The sequence below is a fragment of the Lysinibacillus sp. NPDC092081 genome (assembly GCF_044755845.1).
In the GTDB taxonomy this organism is placed as follows: Bacteria; Bacillota; Bacilli; order Bacillales_A; family Planococcaceae; genus Lysinibacillus.
Genome location: NZ_JBIVRU010000007.1, coordinates 146,499 through 161,870, shown reverse-complemented (window position 1 = coordinate 161,870; position 15,372 = coordinate 146,499). Strand labels below are relative to the sequence as shown.

The 15,372-nt window shown below is 36.3% G+C and carries 17 protein-coding genes and 1 pseudogene; 13 read left to right on the top strand and 5 right to left on the bottom strand.

All coding sequences use genetic code 11. From position 1 onward, the window contains the following. The first annotated feature begins 77 nt into the window (after positions 1-77). The 3 genes from ACIQLB_RS13095 to ACIQLB_RS13085 are packed head-to-tail and all read left to right on the top strand — an operon-like array spanning position 78 to position 1,965. Positions 78-899 (top strand): hypothetical protein, encoded by an 822-nt coding sequence (locus tag ACIQLB_RS13095; RefSeq protein WP_400726232.1) that lies wholly within the window; start codon positions 78-80, stop codon positions 897-899. Then, positions 887-1,315, top strand: coding sequence for a DUF2399 domain-containing protein (locus ACIQLB_RS13090; RefSeq protein WP_400726299.1), 429 nt, complete (start codon positions 887-889; stop codon positions 1,313-1,315). The genes ACIQLB_RS13095 and ACIQLB_RS13090 overlap by 13 nt, the downstream gene beginning before the upstream one ends. After that, complete coding sequence (locus tag ACIQLB_RS13085; RefSeq protein ID WP_400726229.1) at positions 1,294-1,965, top strand: hypothetical protein; 672 nt, start codon at positions 1,294-1,296, stop codon at positions 1,963-1,965. Before ACIQLB_RS13090 ends, ACIQLB_RS13085 begins: the two co-directional genes overlap by 22 nt. 241 nt (positions 1,966-2,206) lie before the next feature. On the opposite strand, the gene ACIQLB_RS13080 is transcribed toward ACIQLB_RS13085, so the two are convergent. Continuing rightward, a complete protein-coding gene (locus ACIQLB_RS13080; protein ID WP_400726296.1) occupies positions 2,207-2,833 on the bottom strand; it encodes a YczE/YyaS/YitT family protein in 627 nt (208 codons plus the stop codon). Positions 2,834-2,993: 160 nt separating this feature from the next. Between ACIQLB_RS13080 and ACIQLB_RS13075 the strand changes: the two genes are divergently transcribed. Both ACIQLB_RS13075 and ade read left to right on the top strand, forming a co-directional pair. Beyond that, on the top strand, positions 2,994-3,416 hold the full coding sequence (locus ACIQLB_RS13075; protein ID WP_400726227.1) for a pyridoxamine 5'-phosphate oxidase family protein: 423 nt from the start codon (positions 2,994-2,996) through the stop codon (positions 3,414-3,416). A 121-nt stretch (positions 3,417-3,537) separates the two neighbouring features. Further along, positions 3,538-5,251, top strand: a pseudogene (gene ade, locus ACIQLB_RS13070) (adenine deaminase). Between the two features lie 169 nt (positions 5,252-5,420). On the opposite strand, the gene ACIQLB_RS13065 reads toward ade, so the two are convergent. Together ACIQLB_RS13065 and ACIQLB_RS13060 are read right to left on the bottom strand one after the other, a co-directional pair. Next, a complete protein-coding gene (locus tag ACIQLB_RS13065) occupies positions 5,421-5,558 on the bottom strand; it encodes a hypothetical protein (protein WP_400726224.1) in 138 nt (45 codons plus the stop codon). A 42-nt stretch (positions 5,559-5,600) separates the two neighbouring features. Then, the gene (locus tag ACIQLB_RS13060; protein ID WP_400726221.1) at positions 5,601-6,158 is read right to left on the bottom strand and encodes a flavodoxin family protein; all 558 of its coding nucleotides are present in this window, start codon (positions 6,156-6,158) and stop codon (positions 5,601-5,603) included. A 113-nt stretch (positions 6,159-6,271) separates the two neighbouring features. Between ACIQLB_RS13060 and ACIQLB_RS13055 the strand changes: the two genes are divergently transcribed. Then, entirely contained in the window at positions 6,272-7,162 is an 891-nt protein-coding gene (locus ACIQLB_RS13055; RefSeq protein WP_400726293.1) for a LysR family transcriptional regulator, read from the top strand. 441 nt (positions 7,163-7,603) lie between these two features. Here the strand turns inward: ACIQLB_RS13055 and ACIQLB_RS13050 are convergent, their stop codons facing one another. Next, positions 7,604-8,257 (bottom strand): uridine kinase family protein, encoded by a 654-nt coding sequence (locus ACIQLB_RS13050; RefSeq protein WP_400726218.1) that lies wholly within the window; start codon positions 8,255-8,257, stop codon positions 7,604-7,606. 312 nt (positions 8,258-8,569) lie between these two features. After that, a complete protein-coding gene (locus ACIQLB_RS13045; RefSeq protein ID WP_400726215.1) occupies positions 8,570-9,595 on the bottom strand; it encodes an S-layer homology domain-containing protein in 1,026 nt (341 codons plus the stop codon). A 146-nt stretch (positions 9,596-9,741) separates the two neighbouring features. Here ACIQLB_RS13045 and ACIQLB_RS13040 point away from each other — a divergent pair, with 146 nt between their 5' ends. The 7 genes from ACIQLB_RS13040 (at position 9,742) to ACIQLB_RS13010 (ending at position 15,248) form a co-directional block, all read left to right on the top strand. Continuing rightward, positions 9,742-10,689 carry a bile acid:sodium symporter family protein gene (locus ACIQLB_RS13040; protein WP_400726212.1) on the top strand — a complete coding sequence of 316 codons (948 nt, stop codon included), beginning with the start codon at positions 9,742-9,744 and terminating at the stop codon, positions 10,687-10,689. Positions 10,690-10,735: 46 nt separating this feature from the next. After that, entirely contained in the window at positions 10,736-10,903 is a 168-nt protein-coding gene (locus ACIQLB_RS13035; protein ID WP_400726209.1) for a hypothetical protein, read from the top strand. Between the two features lie 127 nt (positions 10,904-11,030). Next, positions 11,031-11,189 carry a hypothetical protein gene (locus ACIQLB_RS13030; RefSeq protein ID WP_400726206.1) on the top strand — a complete coding sequence of 53 codons (159 nt, stop codon included), beginning with the start codon at positions 11,031-11,033 and terminating at the stop codon, positions 11,187-11,189. A 374-nt stretch (positions 11,190-11,563) separates the two neighbouring features. After that, complete coding sequence (locus tag ACIQLB_RS13025; protein WP_400726203.1) at positions 11,564-12,751, top strand: MFS transporter; 1,188 nt, start codon at positions 11,564-11,566, stop codon at positions 12,749-12,751. Positions 12,752-12,951: 200 nt separating this feature from the next. Beyond that, positions 12,952-13,602: an ArsR/SmtB family transcription factor gene (locus tag ACIQLB_RS13020; RefSeq protein ID WP_400726200.1), complete on the top strand. Its 651-nt coding sequence runs from the start codon at positions 12,952-12,954 to the stop codon at positions 13,600-13,602. Between the two features lie 16 nt (positions 13,603-13,618). Beyond that, positions 13,619-13,939, top strand: coding sequence for a DsrE/DsrF/TusD sulfur relay family protein (locus tag ACIQLB_RS13015; protein ID WP_400726197.1), 321 nt, complete (start codon positions 13,619-13,621; stop codon positions 13,937-13,939). 40 nt (positions 13,940-13,979) lie between these two features. After that, positions 13,980-15,248, top strand: a complete 1,269-nt coding sequence (locus tag ACIQLB_RS13010; protein WP_400726194.1) for an MFS transporter — start codon at positions 13,980-13,982, stop codon at positions 15,246-15,248. The last annotated feature ends 124 nt before the right edge of the window (positions 15,249-15,372 follow it).

The following is a 15,372-nucleotide window of genomic DNA, read 5'->3' as shown; positions in this document are numbered from 1 at the left end:
AGGCATAATTGATCTACTAGGTTTACTGCATTCCATACTCTAGTTTTGTATAATGGAAGGAGAAAGGGTGTGATAGTATGATAGAACAATTTTTGACTTCGTATTTTGTCAAAAATGGGGAACACCTTGAAGTACCTCCAAAATATATTTCAGATACAATTAAGCAGTATACGGTAGCAAAACAAACTGCACGAACGTATCGCAATGTATCGTTTTTAAAGGTAGGGCAACTAACAAAAACAAAGCCATCACAAGAGCTTATAAATTATAAATTCACAAAAAATGCAAAGCGAAAGCTAACAGAAGATTTTTCTACAATTCAAAGCTGGATTAAGGAAGGGTGGATTATAGAAGAAATTGTTTTCGCACAAGATGGACGTACCGCAAAAGCAATCCATTACCGAATCGGACCAAGTTTAAAGTACTATTTTGATGCACAGAACGAGCAGCAGACGCAAAGGTTAGAAAATTATGTATTGCAGCTGCAAAAAAGTGCTGACATACAACCAATAAAAGAACTCCTACAAGCTGTGCAACAATTAAATGAATTTGTAGCAATGCCAATTGAAAAATTAGCACATACGACAAAATTAACACCTCATTGGTCGATTGAAAAACGATTACGCTTTTTGCATTTTTCAATTGGCTTTTTCCAATTGGCAAATGAAGGAGTATTGTTTGATTTTAAAGAAATAGGTGCAACGCTTTTTGATAAAATTGGAGGTTCAAAAGCTTTCGACCGTGACCAAAAAGAATTTATCGAAGAGCTAGAGCGTGTCTTCTCTGTACAGACAATCGATTGCGGATTAATTAGTTTAGGGAAAATTACACCGGTTTTTTTTACGGGTGAGTTAATGGGGCATTTAGCCATTATCGACAAGGTGTTATTCATGCATTAACCGATGATGCCATTTTAAAAGATACTTATAAAACAGAGGCGAACATTATTTGGCTTGTTGAAAATAGAGCAATTCTTACACGAATGGCAAAGGAAACGAACTTTTTACAGCTTACTAATTCCTTTATTTTATGTTTAGATGGTCAAATAAGGTCTGCGCATACAATGTTGATTCGTCAGCTAGTCACCACTCAAACTGTGATAGTTTGGACGGATTTTGATGTTGCAGGCTTAACAATAGCTATGCATGCAGTACAAATGATTAATACATCATATAAAATCATTGCTAGGGATAATCAGACTTTTTCTGATATCGAAGTCTATAAAAAGTGGCTATTTGGTGAAATTGAAGTAGCTGAACACGAACAAGAGCAGCAATTAGGAGATGTAGAACAATGGATGAAATGGATACAGTAAAGCGTGCGCCAATCTCTATTTTTAATGTTGAATCGAACACAGCTGAGCTTAAAACATCAATGCGTGATATTGCCTCATTGGCTGGAGTATTAAACGAGCTTGGGAGCCAGCAAATTTATGAGTCACCGCTTGAAATTTTGCGCTTTCTGAATACGATTCAGCTTTTATATGAAGAATCTTTAGGTTTAGCAGACGTGATAGAGGATACAGAAATGCTGTATTATCGCTATCGCAATACATATATCGACGATGCACCACCAACCATTAAGCAACTTGATCACTTAATTTACATTTTGGCACGTAATAGCTGGCTTACAAAGCAAACGCGTCAAATAAAATTATTAGACCGTGGTAAACGGATGATGGATGCACTTATTCGTCTTGCGAACGATTCATTAGCCTATTATTTACAGGATGATATTGGACGCTCGCTTTTCCAAGCACGACGAGATGATAGTGCATTAGATGAGGAGCGAAAAGAAAAAGTGTTTGATCTGTATGTAAACGAGTTACAACGAAAGCTGATTATTTTATCTCCTAAGGCTCATGATGACCAGTATTATAATAAATTTTCAACTGTTGTTGTCGTCGAGCATGATTCAGCAGTACCGATTAGTCGTACAAAAACGATTCGATTGCTCCCATATTAGATGAGAAGCTAAGAATATATGAAAAAAGGGGCCGATTTACATCTGTAAATAGGTTCCATTTCTTGTAATCTTACGGAATAATCTAAGTGATAGAGAATAAATTTGGATAAAAAGCGTTACCTTCTTAACCGATCAGTATCTAAAAAAGACAATGCATATTGACTGCATTGCCTTAAAAGCTTACTTGGTGAAAACTAAATCCGTAGGAGATGAAGAAAAACTCACTGATTAAAGTTTCCCTTTATATTACAGCGCTTTTCACGCCTGTCAATCTCATAAATAATTTTTCGTTAAAAGTTAAAGCAAATTGTACAATTGGCCCAAGTCCAAAAGCCATTAGAGCCGTTCCAACTCCGATAGGTCCGCCAAGTAAAAAACCAAGTATAGCAACAGTTACTTCCATAGTTGTTCGAGAGCGTGTGACACTCCAGCCAAGTTTATGGACCATTAGAAGCATTAATGTATCCCGAGGACCAATGCCTAAGTTCGCCACCATATACATACCGCAGCCCCAGCCAAGTAATACTAAGCCAGATACATAAGAAAATAGCTGCATCCAAAAACCATCTATATCAGGAAGCCAATAGTTAAAAATATCAATAAAAATACCTGCTAAAAACATATCTATAAATGTGCCTGCCCGTGGAAACCTTTTCGTTACTACCATATCAAATGCTAAAATGGCTAGTCCGATGAGAATTGACCAAGTACCAATGGTTAATCCCAATGATTTAGCTAGCCCGATATGTAACACATCCCACGAACCAACACCAAAAACCTGACCTTTAATCGTCAACGTTATACCTAAGGCTAAAACTAAAATGCCTGTAAAGAAGAACAGACACCTTGTGAAAAATGCTTCCTTCATCATTAAAAACCTCATTCTAAAAATTCGTGTTGTCTAACAAAATATTATAGCAATAAATTTAAAAATAAGCCGAAGATTGTCATTTCGAATTTTTCAAAAAATAAGGTTAGGCTCGGTAAATTAGGACAAAATATAAGAAAATAAGAAAGGATGAGATGACATGACCTCTGTTCGAGATGAAATATTAGAAGTTTTAAACCGAGAAAAAATAGGAACGATGGCAACAGTTGAGAATGGTAAACCATATTCACGCTATATGACATTCCAACATGAAGATTTTGTATTATACACAGTAACGAATAAACATTCTGAAAAAATGGAGGAGCTTCGCGAAAATCCATATACACATATCTTATATGGATATGATAATAGAGGCTTTGGTGACACGTACGTTGAAATTGAAGGAAAGCTAACAGAAATTCTAGAGGAAGGAATAAAAAATAGGTTAGCTGAGTTTTTTACAAGCATTTTTGTTGGTAATCAAGATGAAATGATTACACTAAAAATCGAGCCGATTCGTATGCGTCTAATGAATCAAAAAGGGGAGCCACCTAAAGAGCTTGAATTTACAAACGACCATTAAAATGTGGTCGTTTTTTTAGATAATATAGGAAAAAATATTTTTTGCTAAATGACAACCATTACTTGAAATTAGACGAGCGTTCATGCATGATAATTCAAAAAGAAAAAAAGGAGTGCAAAGAATGACAGATAAATTACAACAGCTTGCACAAAATATTTTAACATCGCAAGGGAAAATGGAGGCAGATTTTATTTTACGTAACGCACAAATTGCAGATGTTTTTACATTGACGTGGAAAAAAGCAGATATCGTCGTTAACAATGGGCAAATTGTGGCACTTGATACAATGAATAGATTTAAAGCTAAAAAGAAGAGGATGCCGCAGGGAAATATGTTGTACCTGGTCTAATTGATGGACATATACATATTGAGTCGTCGATGCTAACACCTGCAGAATTTAGCCGTATACTGATTCCACATGGCATTACAACAGTCATTACAGATCCTCATGAAATTGCAAATGTTGCTGGTGCGGAGGGCATTCAGTTTATGCTAGACGATGCCAAAAAAGCAGATATGGATATCTTTGTTATGCAGGAGCAACACTGACAGCTGCTGATTTGGAGCCGTTTTTAAAGCACGAAGATGTTCGAGGTTTAGCGGAGGTCATGGATTTTCCTGCTGTATTAAATGGAGAAGCAGGCATGCTTGAAAAGATTATCCTTTCGCAACAGGCTAATCCAGTGGTTGATGGGCATTGTGCGGGCTTAAATAGTCATCAAATTACAGGCTATCGTGCTGCTGGTATCCATACAGATCATGAATGTGTAACGGCACAAGAAGCTACTGATCGAGTAGAGCAAGGGATGTATGTACTAATTCGTGAAGGCTCAGCAGCAAAAAATTTACGTGATTTATTGCCTGCTGTCAATGCAACAAATGCTCGCCGTTTTGGCTTTTGTACCGATGATAAATACGTTGACGAGCTAATGGATGAAGGTAGCATTAACTTCGATGTGGCAATGGCCATTGAGGAAGGGATGGAGCCGTTGCAGGCCATTCAGCTTGCAACTGTTAATACAGCGGAGTGTTATCGTTTATATGATCGAGGCGTTTTAGCACCAGGCTATAAGGCTGATTTTGTATTAATCGAGAACATTGACAGTATGCGTGCAAAGGCAGTTTGGAAAAATGGGATGAAGGTTGCTGAAAACGGTGCAATGGTAACGAATCGCATAGAGCCTAATGTACCTGCACATATTCATCATTCTGTACATTTACCGCATGTAATGAAGGACAAGCTCAGCATTCCATTCCATAAAGGTACGAAGGCAAATGTAATAGAAATAATACCGAATCAGCTTATTACGAATCATTTAGTAATAGATGTACCTGTGAAAGAAGGTGTATTTGTACCGTCAGTTGAACAGGATTTACTAAAACTGGCAGTTATTGAGCGTCATCACAATTTGCATACGACAGGTCTTGGTATTGTGAAGGGCTTTGGTTTACGAAAAGGGGCAGTGGCCACTACTGTAGCTCATGATTCTCATAATGCATTAGTAGTAGGCACCAATGATGAAGATATGTTACTTGCTTTGTCACGCATTCAAGAAATTCAAGGTGGCTTTGTCATAGTAGCTGATGGTGAGATTTTAGCGGAAATGCCATTAACAATTGGAGGCTTAATGACTGATGCACCAGCTGATGAAGCAAAAAAGCAATTAGTAAGTTTGCATAACGCCCTACACGAGCTCAACCCAACACTAGATTTCCATTTTTTATTGACGTTTTCATTTGTTGCTTTACCTGTTATTCCTGCCTTAAAGTTGACAGATACAGGGTTATTTGATGTTACAACATTCCAGCATATTCCGGTGGAAGCGGAAGTTTAACATTGAAAAACTATTATGTTCATGAAATTAAGGTTTCCTATTAAATAAAGTGTACCCATTTGCCAAAGCGAGGGGTTGATTTCCTTTCCGACTCGGCGCTTTCCTGAAGGGCTGATGAGCTGCTTGCGCCATCAAATGTTTTTTGTACGAAAGCAAAGTGGCAATAGCGTCAGCAACAACAAATAACAATCGCCGACACAGTTATTAGTGATTCTGATTGATTTGGTGAGTAGCCTGGAACGGAGACTCCTTCATTTAAAGCGCCACAATTCTCACCAGGATTTCCTCGACCATTTTGTTTTAACATAATGAAACGACCTAAAAGATTAGCCTCTTTCAGGTCGTTTTTTTATATGGGATAGATACGTGCTTTTAACTTCTTATTTAATATGGATGCCTGCATTAGTGCCTGTTCATCGTGAATAATTTCACCAGGTTTGTTTGCTTCTCCAATAATATACGAGGAGAACGGCATCTTTAAGAAATCAAAGATATATTGGAATTGTTGAATCATTGGTAGGCCTTTTATATAGGGATCATCGCCACCAACAGCAAGAACAATAGCCTCGGTAGTTTGTAGTTTTTCCTTAAGCTGTGGAAAACGCTCATCTCGAATTGCTTGACTGAGTCGATCCACCATGTTCTTCATGATTCCCGACATGCTGTACCAATATATTGGTGTTGCAAAAATAACGATATCACTTGTTAAAAATGCATCGATGATTTGATCATAATCATCATCTACAAACTGAAAGCCATTGTCATCATGACGTAAATCGTTGATGGGCTCAATCGTTAAATTTTTTAGATCTATTTTTTCATGATTGATGCCCTTTAATACATAATCAGCTAGTTGTTCACTATTACTACCGGCTCTAGAGCTTCCAATAAATGCGGTAATGTTCATATGAATCCTCCTCTGTCATTCAAGTTATAACTAGTGTAAACTTATTTTTATTATCGATAAAGATGAATGTTTCGATGAAATGTATCGAAAAAAACGATTTAGAGGTGAAGAAGATGGATATGAAACAGCTACAAACGTTTTTAACAGCTTCAGAAACGTTAAGCTTTACGCAGACAGCTCAGCTACTGGATTATGCACAGTCAAGTATAACAGCACAAATTAAATCGCTTGAAGATGAGCTAAGTGTTGTTCTTTTTGAGAGGCTGGGAAAACGTATTACCCTTACGGAGGAGGGCAAGCGATTACAACAGTATGCTCAAAAAATCCTAGATTTAAATGTGGATATGAAAAAAGCTGTATTAAATGAACAAGCACAAGCGGTGTTAAAAATAGGTGCACAGGAAAGTCAATGTGTGTATCGTCTTCCGAGTATTTTACAACATTTTCAGAAAGCCCATCCACAAGTAAAAATCATTTTCAAGCCTGTACATACAACCGAAATCGCTAAAGATTTATTGCAGTCAGGCAATCTAGATCTAGCGTTTATTACAGATGCCTATAAGGAAACGCCTATGTTACATCGTGAGCGACTTATTCAAGAGCAATTAGTATTTGTCAGTGCACCTACTGATAGCAACGCGGAAAGAGACGTATTTTCTTTACAGCAACTTTCAAATGAAACGATGCTTCTGACGGAAAATGGTTGCTCCTACCGTAATCAATTGGAAGTACAGCTACAGCAGGAAGGTACGCTACCAATACAAATGATTGAATTTGCAAGTATTGAAGCCATTAAGCAATGTGTGATGGCAGGCTTAGGTATTTCATTCCTACCCAAAATGGTGGTGGAGAAGGAGTTAGAAAGCCATAGTTTAAAAGAACTGACTACATCAATGAATTTAGCAGATATTTTTACGGATATCGCTTGGCATAAGGACAAACACATATCTCCGTATCTCGCTGATTTTATAGAAATTGCCATGAAGATGTATAAGAAGTTTTAAGAGCTTGTTATACCCGGACTGATGATAAAAGATGCAGGCCACTGAAATAGGGCACCGTTTTAGTGTGTTTGATGGTTTCCGTAAGGCTAAAATTTGTAAATCCGGACTGCTTATTAAATTCGCTGATACACAAAACAATTCAACTAATAATTATATCTATAATAAAAACTGTAGAATCCATTTTGAACGATCCTTTATTAAAATGGATTCTTTTTGTTTGCTGTTAATAAGGCTATGCAAATGTCTTTTTTAAAGGCTGTTTTCTCAAAGATTGTTACTGTTAAAACAAAAAAGGCAGATTTAATCTACAAAACGTGTAGAATAAATTCTGTCTTTTTGGTTTGATATTTCGTGAATCGAAATTTAACTAAACACCCCTTTCGTTGAATAACAAAAAGGCATTACTCTTTATTGAAAAAGCCAAAATCAGTTGAAAAAGATTTAATTGGTTCCAAAAACTATGATATCTGCTCTTTCAAATGGTTTATGCTTTTCAACATATATATCTTCTGAAATCATCCAATTATTTTCCCACATATCACGAGCCTCTTCTCCGTCTCTTTCAAGACCTCTTGAAAGCCTAGTTTCTCTTGGACAGTCCACCCATATTGTAAAATCGTATTTATTTGATAATTCCTTGCGAATAGAATAGACACCTTCTACTATGACAATTCCACCAACAGGAACACTATGCCATTCTGCCAAATCATCCGCCTCCCAATCATATCGCTGATATCGTGTTTCAATATTTTGATTGATTGGTTCAAGAACTTGATTTAATACGCGCTTCCAATCAAAATCAGCACCAATAGGCTTTTTCTCTGGATGAGTTTTAATAAGTTGTGAGGATGGTAAGTAAAAATCATCCATATGTACAACAGTTATATTAGAAAATTCATCCTTTAATTTATTGGCAAATGTACTCTTTCCTGAACCCCCACAACCATCTATTCCAATTAACAAGGTTGGCTGTTTTTTTTCAATTGAATTAATTGACCTAATCAATTGCTCAAAATTATTAAATTCACCATTTTTCGTTTTGAAATTCACTATATCACCAATTTTTAATTGTTTACATATTAGTTCTTCAAACATTTCATTAATCCTGCTTCTTTAACTATCCTGCTCCGATAGTTGAATAGCATCAATCTTTTCAAAAACAGCCTTTTTAAAAAGGCACACGAATAACGCATTGTTGTGTATACAGTATTCTTGCGTATATAGAAAGGGGAGAATCATAGTTTTGATAGGCGTGGAAGTAATTTCAGTGTAATTTAAAAAAGTGCGAATGATTCTTTTTAATCCATTTCGCACTTTTTAGTTCTTTTCACTATGGAAGAATATTATGGTGATTTATAAAAGTACCTCAAGGGTGTTCCTTTATTTTCAGTTGGACCTATTGAAAACTTATTGTTTCTTTAAAGTCCCAGAAAAATTAGTTCCCTCATCATGCTCTGTACGACAATCTACCTCGGTAATTTTTAGTGCATTATTGAGGCGTTCAAATTCTAATACACACCGATTGCCGTTTGAGGATTTGTTCATCACGGCCTTAGTGCTAGAAGTAATCGTTGCTGTCCCATCGACACTCCCTGCAGCTGTCCCATCATTGGCAGTAATGAATATAGTAAAGCTTTTGCTTGTTGCGTTTGTAATATAGGCATCACGGCGATTAAAATCAGTTGAGCCTGTACCCCACTTATAGTAATACGAATAGGTACCATCCCAAGCACTTTTAGAAGGTGTTGTCAGCTGCATTGTTTTATCTAGTTGATTTTGGCCATTTTTCGCAAGTACATTTAAAGAAGCATTACTCGTATTTTCATGAATTGCTTGTGCGTTCTCTGAAATTTCATAAAAATTTCTTTCATCCATACGGTGGAGCATTGTTACGACTTGAGCTCGTGTCATATTGTTTGTAACGCCAAAAAACTTCTGTAAATTGCGATTTTCATATTGAAAGTTTTGACCAGTGGAAATGTAATGATCGAGTAAAAATTGTATGGATTGATCTAATCCACTTTTACCATTAGCTAAATGTGTAATTGCCTGTGCCACAACACCGCGCTTTACACTAGTTGCGCGAATCTTATTATCGAAGTATCCGTTTAATGGAACACCGTAGCTCGCAAGACGATTGTAATATTCGTCAGACCAGTTTGCAGCAGGGGTCTGTTTTTTTAACTCATCATACGGTAATTCAAGCTCATAAAAATTTGCAAGTAGTTTTGCGAATTGTTGCTCTGTGATTATTGCATTGGGCTTAAATGTACCATCTGCATAACCATTAACGATATCATATTCCTCTGCCCACATGATGGCTTCATAGGCATAGTGATCTTCTGGCACATCTTTAAAGCCAGCAGCTTGGACAGTGAAGCCAGTTGCCACAACAAGTAGGGGAAGCAATAAAGCGCATACTAATTTTTTCATTTGTCTCAGTCATCCTTTCTTTCTAGTACTGTTAATAGTTTGAAGGATATGGATATAAACTGCAAATTTTTCTAGTTTATTTTACTAGAAAGGAGGGTGGAGAAATCTTATAGGGGATTCTTTTAGGAAAGAAGGAATAAACAGGGATGTTGAATAGTTTTAATAATTACCTCCAAGAATGGATGCCTGTTTTAACACCGCTTAGTTTAGTGATTGGTGTATTGTTAGGGAATGTGGGGCATCAGTTTTTATTTTTAATGCCATGGCTGTTTGCTTTCATGACATTTGTAGGTAGTTTAAATATGAATTTTGAAGGGCTAAAAAGTATTCAAAAATATCCAAAGGTTATTTTAATAGTCATTGCTTTTTTACATCTGATCATGCCAATTTGGGCTTATTTTGTATCAACTGTTATCTTTCACGATCATTTACTGACGATTGGCTTTGTTTTAGCTGTCGCGATACCAACGGGGGTAACGAGCTTTATTTGGGTAAATATTTGTAAGGGACATCTTGCATTGTGCCTTGCGATTATTTTAATCGATACACTCATATCACCCGTAGTTATTCCCACTTTACTACATGTGGTTGTCGGTAAAACTATCGAAATTAATACTACTGGTCTGATTCTAGATTTATTTTGGATGATTGTTGTGCCATCTCTCGTAGGTGTAGCGATGAACGAGTTTACTAAAGGCAATATTACGTTGACATTAGGAAAAAAATTAGCCCCTTTTGCAAAACTAAGTTTGTTTTGCATTGTGATGATTAATGGTAGCTCAATTGCCTCGTATATTAAAAATATTAGCTGGGAGCTTGTTTGTATTATTTTGATCGTATTTATACTAGCGGTATCTGGGTATGTTTTATGCTTAGTACTCGGTCATATTCTTTGGAAGAATTTAAGTATCGTTACAATGTTCGTTTTTACAGGAGGGATGCGCAATATTTCTATAGGTGTAGTGATAGCGACTACATACTTTCCTGCAAAAGCGGTCATGCCTGTAGTGTTTGGCATGCTATTTCAGCAAGTTCTAGCGTCGTTCTTTAGCCGAGTAATGGAAAAGTATCAGCGGAAATTTGGGGAAGGTTAAATATTTGTAAACGCAAAAAATTTCGTGATTGTTCGGGAGGAAACGAATGTTTTTTGTAATGTGCTGTTACAAAAAAGAAGGGGCACTAAAAATTTTGATGCAATTTCATCAAGTGACAATAGCACAATATGAGGTTCCATTGTACTTCTTTCAGAATATGATGAAGATAAGCAATGTCATGTTGTTAAAGGATGGGGGAGATATTGCCTATTAAAAATTATACAAAAATATAAATTTGAGAGTAAACACCAACACGTTTCATACCAGAAATGCTGGTGTTTTGTGTTATTCGGAAGTATTTTGAGTACTAATTATGTCACTTAAGAAAGAAGAGTGCATGAATGAAAGATTTAGATGATTTGAAGTTGACGATTCTTCCGTTAATTATTTTGCTGGTTCTTATACTTTTATGGAAGCTGACCGAGTCTGTTGGGGCGGGAATGCTGGTCATTATTTTCTGGATAGGCTGGCGCCGCCTTGTAAGAAAATTGATTACATGATCTTTCTAATGTTGCGTAGAATTAGTTTCGACGCTCCTCATAAAATACTAATGGCTAGTCTGCCAATAAATTTACCATACAGCTATATGCAAAAAAAATAGCGTTTGTCTACAGCCGACTTCGTTTGATAACGGAATCAAACGGTGTCTTTTATCACTTGCTTTTTGATTGGTATATTTTTGGAAGTGGTTCAAAAAGGCGATATAGCAAAATTAAAGATCTGATGAGCAAGATTTCATAAATGCATAATTTTAAAATAGTGAATATTTTCAAGACATATATTTAGTGAAATTATTGTAAAACGACTATGTACTAATATTTGTAATTTTGTTACTATTTATTAATTAATAAATGAAACAACAAGGAGATACAGCATGTGGCGTAATCGGAATGTATGGATAATTTTATTAGGTGAATTTGTTGTAGGTCTTGGCTTGTGGGCAGGGATTATAGGGAATTTAGCTTTTATGCAAGAGGTTGTTCCTTCTGACTTTCACAAATCATTAATTATTTCTAGCGGTATATTGGCGGGTTTAATAGTTGGTCCGTTAGCAGGGCGTATTATTGATAACTCGCAGAAAAAAACAGTTATACAGTGGGCAAGTGTAGGGCGAATTATAAGTGTTTTATTTATGTTTATGGCACTTTATACAAATTCGGTTGTTTGGATGATTCTTTTTTTAATAACGTTGCAAATAGCAGCCGCCTTTTATATGCCTGCACTACAATCTATTATACCAATGATTGTCATGGATAAGGATTTAATTACATTAAATGCTTGGCAAATGAATGCTCGAACGATTTCAAGGATTATTGGTACTGCTGCAGCAGGATTCATGCTAAGTTTCTTTGAGCTGAAATGGTTGTACATCATTTCATTTATTGTCTATATTTTGATGTTTGTTATTACGAACTTCCTACAATTAGATGAAACGGCAAATCAATCGTCAGCAACTAAAGAAAAGGGCGACTTTAAAGAAGTGTTACCGATGGTGAGGGAGCACCCTGTTGTTTTAATGACACTTGTCTTAATGTTAATTCCAACATTATTTTTAGGTTCCTTTAATTTAGTTATAATGAAAATTTCTGAGATTCATCATACAGCGACAATATCAGGATTATTATATACAGTTGAGGGCATAGGTTTCATGTTAGGAGCAGCTGGTTTGAAATTGATTACAGAACGGGTGAACACTGGAACACTCCTTTTTATATTAGCATTTATCATCGGTTCGATGGAGCTAATGCTAATATTCTCGGATATTAAATTTTTGGCATTAGTAGCTTTTGGAGTTTTTGGTTTTTCAGTAGGCTGTTTTTTCCCAACGACAATGGTGATTTTTCAAAAGCAAGTGCCAAAAGAATTTCATGGGCGATTTTTCTCATTCCGTAATATGATTGATTCTGTCATCTTTCAGGTCGTCTTATTGTCAACAGGCATGATGCTAGATTTAGTTGGTTTAAGTGGATTGGGACTTGTTTTCGGTATTATTAGCTTAAGTTTAACCATCACTTTTTTACTATATTCAAAGAAAAAGAATGTTGTTATGCATGCTCATTAAATATAAACAAAAAAGAACTGTCAAATTTGTAAACTGCTTTTGACAGTTCTAATTTTTAATTAAGTTTTGGTGATCCTAATGAGAACTTATACGATTAAAGAGGTCGGGTTTGTTAAAGTAAAGGTAATTGACAAAGATTGTTCTTATAGTTAGAATTCAACTATTCAATTAATCAATTGAATAGTTTGGGGGATATTTGTATGCTTAATGAACGAAATTTAAAGGATTTATTATATCAAGAGTTTGCAAGAATAGGAAAAAGTTTATCAAGCCCTAAACGATTGGAAATTCTTGATCTTTTATCACAAGGTCCTAAGTCTGTGGATGCTTTGGCAAAAAATACAGAAATGTCAGTTGCTAATGTTTCGCAACATTTGAAAACCCTTTTTAATTCGAGAATGGTTAAATTTAAGAAGGAGGGAAATTATGTCATTTACGAACTTGCGGATGAGATTATTTCTGACTTCTTAATTACATTGCATGCTTTATCAGAAAAGCAACTAATTCAAGTTCAACAAATAAAAGACGAGTTTTTAAATGATCAACTTGGGTTAGAGGGAATAACACTTTCAGAACTTCTTCCTCGAATGGAAAAAGGTGAGGTTTTACTATTGGATGTACGACCGAAAGAAGAATATGAAGAGGCACACATTCCTGGTGCTATTTCTATTCCTATCGAAGAATTGGAAGAGAAGCTTGCATCTTTGCCAGCCAATTGTGATGTTGTTGCTTATTGCAGAGGACCTTATTGTTTAATGTCAGTAGAAGCGGTGAAGATTTTAAAATCAAAAGGAATTAAGGCATTTCGAATGGAACAGGGCGTTAAAGAATGGCTACAATTAGCGAAATAGAGCGGAGGAACTAAGAATGAAATTAGGAATTATTTTGGAGACGAAAGAACCGGAAAAAGCGTGGAATGCATTTAGGTTCGCGAACGCTGCATTAATGAAAGAACATGAAGTTAAGTTATTTTTAATGGGTGAAGCTGTAGAATGTGAAAACATTGAACATCCGAGTTTTAATGTAAAAGATCAAATGAATAAATTTAATGAATTAAAGGGTGATCTTTTAGCTTGTGGAACATGTTTAAAATCGAGATTACTAGATCAAACAACTTCCTGTCCAATTTCTACTATGAATGACTGTGTTGAAGTTGTCGAATGGGCTGACAAAATGGTTACGTTTTAATTATTGAGAAAAGAGAAAAGGGGAAAGAAGGTGTTGAAAGATGCTTGGAAAAGCACAAGCAACCACAGAGACTTATATTGATTCACCTGAAAAGCTAAAGAGCTTATATAAGCGAGTGCTAATCGTTGTAAGTCTCTCACAAGTTTTTGGTGGGGCAGGGCTTGCAGCAGGTATTACGGTAGGGGCTCTTTTAGCGCAGCAAATGCTAGGAACGGATGCTTATGCAGGAGTACCATCCGCTTTATTCACTTTAGGGTCGGCGGGTGCAGCTTTAATTGTAGGGAAACTATCACAACGTTACGGGCGCCGTACAGGTTTATCGACAGGCTTTTTTGTAGGTGGACTTGGTGCAATCGGTGTTGTGATTGCTGCTATTACGAATAGTGTCATTTTATTATTCGCATCTCTATTATTCTATGGTGCAGGGACTGCTTCAAATTTACAGGCACGCTATGCAGGGACAGATTTAGCCAATAATAAACAACGCGCAACGGCTATCAGCACAACAATGATGATGACAACATTTGGGGCTGTGGCAGGTCCAAATTTAGTAGGGATAATGGGTAAATTTGCTGTTTCTATAGGAGTGCCAGCGCTTGCAGGTCCATTTATATTATCAGCAACAGCATTTATCTTAGCAGGTCTTGTGCTCTTTGTTATGTTACGTCCCGATCCGTTAGAAATTGCAAAAATGATAGAAGCGGACAGACGAGAGAAAGAATACGGAAATATGACGGAATCCTATAGTGAAAAAGCTATCAATAAAAGAGGTCTTACAGTCGGTGCAACGGTTATGGTTCTTACTCAGATTGTAATGGTTGCTATCATGACGATGACACCAGTACATATGAAACACCATGGTCATGGTTTATCGGAAGTAGGAATTGTTATAGGTTTTCATGTGGGTTCCATGTATCTTCCGTCGCTCGTAACAGGTATTCTTGTTGATAAAATTGGACGAATAGCCATGAGTATTGCTTCAGGAGTGACTTTGTTATGTGCAGGTTTATTAGCAGCATTCGCACCAAGCGATTCTATGGTTCTATTAATCGTAGCTCTTTCTTTACTTGGGTTAGGCTGGAACTTTGGCTTAATTAGTGGTACTGCACAAATAGTTGATTCGACTGAACCTTCCACACGTGCAAAAACACAAGGAAAAATAGATGTTTTAGTTGCATTAGCAGGGGCATCTGGTGGTGCTCTCTCAGGCATGGTAGTAGCTAATGCAAGCTATGCGACATTATCTTTAGCAGGAGGTCTATTATCTTTAATCCTTATTCCAGTTGTCATTTGGTCAAGAAAAGCTTGAGATAAATTATGGATACTAAAATTTTTCTCGTGTGATTGGTGCGTACCTACATACTCATTAATTAAATTTGACTGGCTTTTAAAGGCTTACAATGGATATGTATCAGGTGATTTAATTAAAACAG

Bases quoted from the DNA above. Each gene is read 5' to 3' on its own strand.
- ACIQLB_RS13060 (WP_400726221.1), bottom strand. From the start codon at position 6,158: ATGAACATTACCGCATTTATTGGAAGCTCTAGAGCCGGTAGTAATAGT.
- ACIQLB_RS13055 (WP_400726293.1), top strand. From the start codon at position 6,272: ATGGATATGAAACAGCTACAAACGTTTTTAACAGCTTCAGAAACGTTA.
- ACIQLB_RS13050 (WP_400726218.1), bottom strand. From the start codon at position 8,257: ATGTTTGAAGAACTAATATGTAAACAATTAAAAATTGGTGATATAGTG.
- ACIQLB_RS13065 (WP_400726224.1), bottom strand. From the start codon at position 5,558: ATGTTAAAACAAAATGGTCGAGGAAATCCTGGTGAGAATTGTGGCGCT.
- ACIQLB_RS13020 (WP_400726200.1), top strand. From the start codon at position 12,952: ATGCTTAATGAACGAAATTTAAAGGATTTATTATATCAAGAGTTTGCA.
- ACIQLB_RS13015 (WP_400726197.1), top strand. From the start codon at position 13,619: ATGAAATTAGGAATTATTTTGGAGACGAAAGAACCGGAAAAAGCGTGG.
- ACIQLB_RS13025 (WP_400726203.1), top strand. From the start codon at position 11,564: ATGTGGCGTAATCGGAATGTATGGATAATTTTATTAGGTGAATTTGTT.
- ACIQLB_RS13045 (WP_400726215.1), bottom strand. From the start codon at position 9,595: ATGAAAAAATTAGTATGCGCTTTATTGCTTCCCCTACTTGTTGTGGCA.
- ACIQLB_RS13035 (WP_400726209.1), top strand. From the start codon at position 10,736: ATGTTTTTTGTAATGTGCTGTTACAAAAAAGAAGGGGCACTAAAAATT.
- ACIQLB_RS13085 (WP_400726229.1), top strand. From the start codon at position 1,294: ATGGATGAAATGGATACAGTAAAGCGTGCGCCAATCTCTATTTTTAAT.
- ACIQLB_RS13095 (WP_400726232.1), top strand. From the start codon at position 78: ATGATAGAACAATTTTTGACTTCGTATTTTGTCAAAAATGGGGAACAC.
- ACIQLB_RS13075 (WP_400726227.1), top strand. From the start codon at position 2,994: ATGACCTCTGTTCGAGATGAAATATTAGAAGTTTTAAACCGAGAAAAA.
- ACIQLB_RS13010 (WP_400726194.1), top strand. From the start codon at position 13,980: ATGCTTGGAAAAGCACAAGCAACCACAGAGACTTATATTGATTCACCT.
- ACIQLB_RS13040 (WP_400726212.1), top strand. From the start codon at position 9,742: ATGTTGAATAGTTTTAATAATTACCTCCAAGAATGGATGCCTGTTTTA.
- ACIQLB_RS13080 (WP_400726296.1), bottom strand. From the start codon at position 2,833: ATGAAGGAAGCATTTTTCACAAGGTGTCTGTTCTTCTTTACAGGCATT.
- ACIQLB_RS13030 (WP_400726206.1), top strand. From the start codon at position 11,031: ATGAAAGATTTAGATGATTTGAAGTTGACGATTCTTCCGTTAATTATT.